Source organism: Alienimonas chondri (assembly GCF_013036045.1).
Taxonomy (GTDB): domain Bacteria; phylum Planctomycetota; class Planctomycetia; order Planctomycetales; family Planctomycetaceae; genus Alienimonas; species Alienimonas chondri.
Genome location: NZ_WTPX01000013.1, coordinates 48,969 through 55,484 on the forward strand (window position 1 = coordinate 48,969; position 6,516 = coordinate 55,484).

Consider the following 6,516-nt stretch of genomic DNA (forward strand, 5'->3'; position numbering starts at 1 on the left):
GGACGGGTAGGGGCTGAGTAGGGCTAGACGCTGGTGGCGTCGTCGCCGGTTCGACCACCGTCAAGACGGCATCGTTGTACTGGCGGCGGGTGCAGACCAGCCGGGCCAGCACGCGGCGGACTTCGGGAACCGTCAGCGGAATCAGTTCGCTCGCATCGTCTTCTCACACTTTTTCCCCCGCTTTTGGGGGCGGCGGTTCGCTCCGCGGGCCTCGGCCCTGTTCGCCGCCGGCGTCACGTGGGCGAGCATCGACAGCGTGCCGTGCCGATGCCAGCCGTACCAGCCCCTAACCTCGTACTCGTGTAGTACTACAGTTGCACAAAGGCGATCCGGGACTCGCACTCATCTCTTACGCGTTCCTCACCTCGACGGTGGTGCTCCCGCTCACAGCGTAGAACGCGTCATACCATGGTTTTGTGTCTTTGTCTTGGAGACCGATGCAGCCCTCCGTGCCCGCCACGTTGCCGTCCGGGTGGACGCCGAGATCTGTCCGGTCCGTGTGGTCCGCATCGTCGAACACCTGGAACCAGCAGTGGCCCTGCGGCGTAGCGGAGCCCGCGGGGTCGCAGTACGCGGGCATCCCGTCCCGGTCGAGCAATTTGCTTCGTTGCGCGATGTATTCCCCGGTCGGTAACGCCCCTTTGCCGTGCGGGCCGCTTACGGCGGGGGAGTCTAGCCCTTTCGCCGGCCACCGCAGCCGACCGTCGGCCCGGTTGCCATCATGGGAGGTGATAGTGAAGGTGATGTCGGCCATGGGGGATTCGAGGTCCGTGGGACTTGGGAGAGAAGCGCCAACCTCGTAAGCGGAGAAACAGTGCCGGGGGGGACGCCACACCCATTCTAATGTTGAGTATTTGTGAGTTCTTCGCGTGTACGCTTCCGGGGGGGGGGGAGATTTCCACCAAGGAGGACCGACGATGGACAAGAAGTATGTGCTTTGCCTGACCCCGAGGAGCAGGCGACGCTGGAATCGCTGACTCGCAAAGGAACGGCCGCGGCCCGCAAGCTGACGCGGGCCTTGGCATTGCTGCTATGCGGTCTGGGCGAAGGCGGGTTCGGCTGGAAGGACGCTGACGTGGCCGAAGCCCTTGGGGCGACGACGACACGCAGCTCGAAAAGCTGGCGGAAGCGAGCCTACGAGGAAGAGTCGCTGGAGTCGCTCTCGCCCCGGGCCTACGTCCGAAACGCCGAGCCGCTCTTGGACGTGGGGGCGGATGCAGCGGTGGTGAAGCTGACCTGCTCCGCGCCGCCGGAAGGCCGGTCGCGGTGGAGTCTAGAGCGTGTGGTGAACTCCCGGCGAGCGGGATGCAGGTGAGGAGGATGCCGTGGAATGCGACCCAGTGAAACGCCGCGAGCATCTCGGCCAGCCGCTCATAGTCCCGGGCCAGCCGGCGGTGGCGGGCCAACCAGCCGAAGGTCCGCTCCACGACCCACCAGCGGGGCAGTAACACGAAGCCCCGCTTGGCTTCGGGCGTTCTGATCACCTCCAGTTTTACGCCGTGAGCCCGCGCCGCTTCGGCCGCGTCTCGGCCGGTATAGCCCTGATCCACGAACGCCACCTGCACGGCGCCGTCGGTCACGGATTGCAAATGCGTCGTGAGCTTCTCATCAAGACAGGAACGTCCCCGCAAGCGTAAAGCGAATGCGGCGGAACGGTCCGGACACGAGAGTCTAACGCCTGAAGGTCTTTGTTGACGACCCGCCTGCCCCCGGAGTCCTGCGTCGACGCTCCCCTAGCATTCGGCACGCACTCAGAGCGGCCGCGCCGACCTCCAAGTCCTGCTCAGACGGCGGCCCAGTCGCAGATCATACAGATGTCTATACCCCTATCGCGGCAGGGGCGTGCAATGCTGCGAACATGCCACCGAAGCGGAATCACCCACCGCTCGCTTCCACCATCGCCAACACCCCGGCCCGAATCGCCGGCGGGAGCGAGGGCCATGCCTCGACCACCCGACGCACATCGGCCGGCAGATCGTGGGTAGCGGCCGCCCCCTCGCCGGGCCCCGCTTCCTGGCCGGCGGTCTGGCCGGAGAGGACGGAGACGGCCACGGCGTGGAGCTCGATTCCGCTCGCAGGTGTAACCATAGGTGTAACCACGGATACGCCGGTGCCGCGAAAGCCTGCATTCACGGGCCCAGGTGCCGATCCCGCAACGTCTTCAAAACCTTTCTCGCGCGTGACCCTGGCATGCCGACAGAGCGATCATCGAAGTCACGCTCCGCTGCGTCGTTGCCGGTCAGGCGTTCTCCGGCGGGGGCAAGGCAGGGCTGAGTTCCCGCCGCGAGGAAGAGGTCGATCGCACCAGCCGGCGGTTGAGGGTCGAAGCCTGATCACCCGGCGTCAGCGAAGCTGGTCGCCCGTGTCGCCCCGCGAAGCGAGCCTTGCTACGGCCAACCGGTCCCGCCTCGACATCCGATTTCTGCCGCCGGCGCGGAGAGGCGTCCTACCGACCGGAGCAGGTCCGTCGACGGGAGAGAACGGACGCGATCTGAAACTTGGTCAGCCTGACCAGGAAACCGCTATCTGGAGTCCCATTGACCAGCTTTCAACGCGACGGAGCGGGAGGGAATGCGACGGGCTGCGACCGAGTGCGAACGCTGGAATCGGCCTGCAAACGCCGTACAATCCGCGTCTCACCCTTTTATCCAGCAGTGAGACGCTCCTTCTCCCGGCGGACCCGACAGGCAGATTCACACGGTGGAAGTCGCAGGTTCGAATCCCGCCGCGCCCAGTTGTCGTCAGTCTCGCCCGCCTCAACGATTGAGGCGAATCCCATCAGGAGATGGGGCGTCTCGCGAACGGGGTCTCCTGGTCAAACTGACTAGAGCCTGTCGTGAACTCTGTCGGATGAATCGTCCGAGCAGGAGACCGGCGAAGGCGAACCAGTGGTAGCCGGCCAGCGTTTCCGCCAGCCGCTCGTCTTCGCGGGCAAGGCGACGACCGCGGCCCGGCCAGCCGAACGTCCGCTCCACGACCCACCGCCGCGGCGGCCGCACGAACCCCTTCTTGGCCTTCGGCGGCCGCACGATCTCCAGCTCGACGTCCTGCTCCGCCGCGCTGTCGGGCGGGACCGCCCGACTGCTCCGCCGGCACGGCGATGGGTTGTCAGAACGATGATCTGCTTCCGTCCGTCGGGCGGCAGGCGCCGTGCGGGGTGAGACCGCCGCGGGGCACGGGGCAGTTTCTTGCCTGGGCGTGACGTCGCGGCCGGACAGTTCGCGCGTTGCAGTGAACCCTCGGCCGTGTTCGGCCGATAGGGATTGGGGGGACCTTGCGGGCTGGCCCGCCCCGACCGCTTGGGCGCGGGCCTCGTCCCGTGAGCTCCCGACGATTCTCCGTCCCTCGGCCGTGTCCGTATCGCTTTTCGCCCCCCGGTCATGGTTCCGCTCTCTCGCCCACGGCCGCCCGCTCGTCTCCGTGCGGCGGCGAATCTTGTTCTACTGGCGGTCATCAGCGCAGCGCCGGGCTGTGCGGCGTTCCGGTCGCTGGAGGGGGTGCCGGCGGACTCCCTCTCCGCAGCGTTCCGCGACCCGGTCCGCAGCGGGCGGGAGACGATCGACCTGTCCCTGCTCGGTCGCACGCCCCCGCCGCAGCACCGGGTGGACTCCGGCGACGTGTTAGGGGTGTATATCGAAGGCGTTCTGGGCGGGCCGGAGCAGGCGCCGCCGATCTACAACCCGGCGTTTGCGGTGGAGCGGCCGGGCGTCGGCTTCCCGATCGCGGTTCGGGAGGACGGCACGCTCGCCCTGCCGACCGCCGGGGCGGTCTCTGTCCGCGGCCTCACCTTGCCGCAGGTGGAGGCGAAGTTGCGGGAGGAATTCACCGTTCGCAACCCGATTCTGAAGGCCGGCCAGGACCGGGTGCTGGTCAGCCTCCAGCGACCCCGCACGCATTCGGTGTTGGTGATCCGGCAGGAATCCGGCAACCAGCAGGGCAACATCGGCGCCGCCGCCACGGTGAACTTCGAACTCGATAAACGCGGCACCGGGCGGATCGTCGAACTGCCGGCCTATCAAAACGACGTGCTGCACGCCTTGGCCGCGACCGGCGGGCTGCCGGGGCTGGACGCGCAAAACGTGATCTACGTGATCCGCCGGCCGAGGAATCAGGCGACGCCCGTGAGCCACGGGCCGGTGGAGGGCAGCCTCGACGGGGCCGATCGCGACGGAGCGGGCGGCGCGACCTCCCGCGACTTGGAAGAGGCGAGCCACGGCGCGGACTATCGGTACGGCGCCGCGTTCGCCCCGCGTCGCTTAGAAGAGAGCGGGATGAGCCCGACCGTCCGCGGGCAGTCGCCTCCGGCCGGCCCTTGGCGGGCGGAGGCGCCGCACGGGTTGTCGACCGCGGACGTGAGGAGCGTCGAAATGCGGCCGGCGGGATACGCTCAGCGGACCGTGTACTCGCTGCCGCCGGGGTTCGAGCTGGCGGACGCTCCCCCGGCCGTCGCGCCGGGTTTGCCGGTCCTCCCGGCGCCGGCCCCGCTTCCGCTGGGCGGATATGCTCCCGCAGATCAGTACCGGGCAGACGACCAGTTCGCGGCGGGACCGGAGTTCCCCGGTCCGTCGTTCCCGGGTACGCCGTTCCCCGGTACGTCGTTCGCCGAACCGACGTGCCCGGATCCCGCGTACGCGGACCGATCGTTCAGCGACGCGGTTCACGCGAGCGGTCCGGGGATGCCGGATCGGCTGCCGGCGGAGCGGTGGGACGGGGCGGACTGCCCGATTCCGCTGGGGCTGGCCAAGTCGACCATGGGGGGCGTGCAAGTGCTGCGGATTCCGGTGCGCGTGCCGCCCGGATCGCAGGTCCCGTTCACGGAGCGCGACGTGACCCTGTATGACGGGGATATCGTCTTCGTGGAGCACCGCGAGACCGACTTCTTCTACACCGGCGGCCTGTTGGGCGGCGGGCAGTATTCGCTGCCCCAGAACTACGACATCGACGTGCTCGAAGCGCTGGCGATCGTGCGGCAGCGGGGCGGGGCGGCGCAGAACGCTCCGCTCGCGGTCGGCGGGCCGAGCTCGCTGAACCAAGACGTGACGGTCGGGGGCAGCCGCCTGTTCATCCTTCGGCGCGCTCCCGGGCATCCGGAGATGCGGATCGAGGTCGACCTCCGACAGGCTCTCAGGGATCCCTCCTCCCGCGTGCTGATCCGGCCGGGAGACTACCTCATCCTGCGGTATACCAAGTGCGAGGCGGTCGGGGCGTTCTTCGAGCGGTTGCTGCTCGAGTCCGCCCTCAACGGGATCGGCAACTCCCTGCTCATCCGCGGCAGTAACTGACGGTCGCTCGACCTCCCGCACCCCCGGTGGAGCCCGTCGGCCGCCTATTCCTTTGAGCGTCCGAGGACCACGGCGACGGTCCGGGCGATCAGGGCGAGGTCGCGGCGGGGGTTGCGACAGTCGGCGTAGCGGAGGTCCATCCGGACCCACTCCGCAAAGGGAATCGTCGTCCGCTTCATTTGGATCTGCCAGCCGCAGGTCAGCCCCGGGGTGACGGTCAGCCGGCGACGCTGCCAGGGCTGACAGGCGTCGGACTCGTCGACGGGCAGCGGGCGGGGACCGACCAGCGACATCTCCCCCCGCAGCACGTTCCACAACTGGGGCAGTTCGTCCAGGCCCGTCCGCCGCATCAGGCGGCCCGGCCGGGTGGTGCGGGGGTCTCGGGTCATTTTGAACGCCGGACCGTCCTGCTCGTTCCGTTCCCGCAGTTCGGTCAGCCGGTCCTCCGCGTCGACGGCCATCGATCGAAACTTGTAGAGCCGAAACGGGCGTCCCCCCAATCCGGTCCTCCATTGGGAGAACAAAACCGGGCCGGGGGAGGTGAGCTTCACGGCCAACGCAATCGCGAGCAGCAGCGGGGAGAGCGCGAGCAGTCCGAAGGAGGAGCCGACCAGATCCGTCGCCCGCTTCCACGCCGGAATCGGTCGCACCAGCAGCGTCTCCAGCGGGAGGATCCGCGGCGACCCGACCGAACCGTCGGGCGAGCCGTCGGGCATGCCGTCCGATGAATCCGGACTGGGGTACACGTACACGGTCGCCTCGTCGCCCCCCGCGGTCGACGGTCCGCCCGGCGATGATGTGACGTGTGATGAAGCGGCGGGCGACGAGGCGGCGTGCGACGACTGGGCGGCGGATCGAAGAAAGCGGCGGGCGCCGGCCTCGTCCGTGTCCCATAACAGCAGGGCGAGGCGGCCGTCCGGCAGCCAGCCGATCCGGTCGGTGACCCGTCCACGTGCCGCCCAGGCGGCCGCCTCGTCGCCGTCGACGACGGGGAGGGCGACCACCGAAACCGGCCGGTCGCCGCGGTCGGCCCGCATCCGTTCCACCTCCAACAAGCGGACGAACCGCTCCGCCGGGGCGGGCCGTTCGAGCGCTGTGGGACGGCAGTCCGCGGCCGGCGGCGGGGCAGTCGGTCGGTCGGTTACGACGGGACGCTGCACGGGGGCGCTGTCAGCGGGGACGGGCGCCGACGCCGTCGTGCTGCGCCTCGCCGTTGCGGCCCGCAGCGAGGCGC

Annotated in this window: 5 protein-coding genes and 1 pseudogene; 2 read left to right on the forward strand and 4 right to left on the reverse strand. The window is 68.9% G+C overall.

Features of this window, described 5'->3' with window-relative positions; genetic code table 11:
• Positions 1-349: 349 nt before the first annotated feature.
• Complete coding sequence (locus tag LzC2_RS03535; RefSeq protein ID WP_171183848.1) at positions 350-754, reverse strand: hypothetical protein; 405 nt, start codon at positions 752-754, stop codon at positions 350-352.
• 183 nt (positions 755-937) lie between these two features.
• On the opposite strand from LzC2_RS03535, the gene LzC2_RS22045 reads away from it, so the two are divergent.
• Entirely contained in the window at positions 938-1,315 is a 378-nt protein-coding gene (locus LzC2_RS22045) for a hypothetical protein (RefSeq protein ID WP_171183814.1), read from the forward strand.
• 13 nt (positions 1,316-1,328) lie between these two features.
• On the opposite strand, the pseudogene LzC2_RS22050 reads toward LzC2_RS22045, so the two are convergent.
• Together LzC2_RS22050 and LzC2_RS03550 are read right to left on the reverse strand one after the other, a co-directional pair.
• A pseudogene (locus tag LzC2_RS22050) lies at positions 1,329-1,565 on the reverse strand (transposase); the annotation flags it as partial.
• A 310-nt stretch (positions 1,566-1,875) separates the two neighbouring features.
• Positions 1,876-2,052: a hypothetical protein gene (locus LzC2_RS03550; protein WP_171183850.1), complete on the reverse strand. Its 177-nt coding sequence runs from the start codon at positions 2,050-2,052 to the stop codon at positions 1,876-1,878.
• Between the two features lie 1,328 nt (positions 2,053-3,380).
• Here LzC2_RS03550 and LzC2_RS03560 point away from each other — a divergent pair.
• The gene (locus LzC2_RS03560; protein ID WP_171183853.1) at positions 3,381-5,282 is read left to right on the forward strand and encodes a polysaccharide biosynthesis/export family protein; all 1,902 of its coding nucleotides are present in this window, start codon (positions 3,381-3,383) and stop codon (positions 5,280-5,282) included.
• A 44-nt stretch (positions 5,283-5,326) separates the two neighbouring features.
• Here the strand turns inward: LzC2_RS03560 and LzC2_RS22060 are convergent.
• Positions 5,327-6,516 (reverse strand): sugar transferase (locus tag LzC2_RS22060; RefSeq protein ID WP_246254721.1); only part of this gene is annotated, 1,190 nt, incomplete at its 5' end.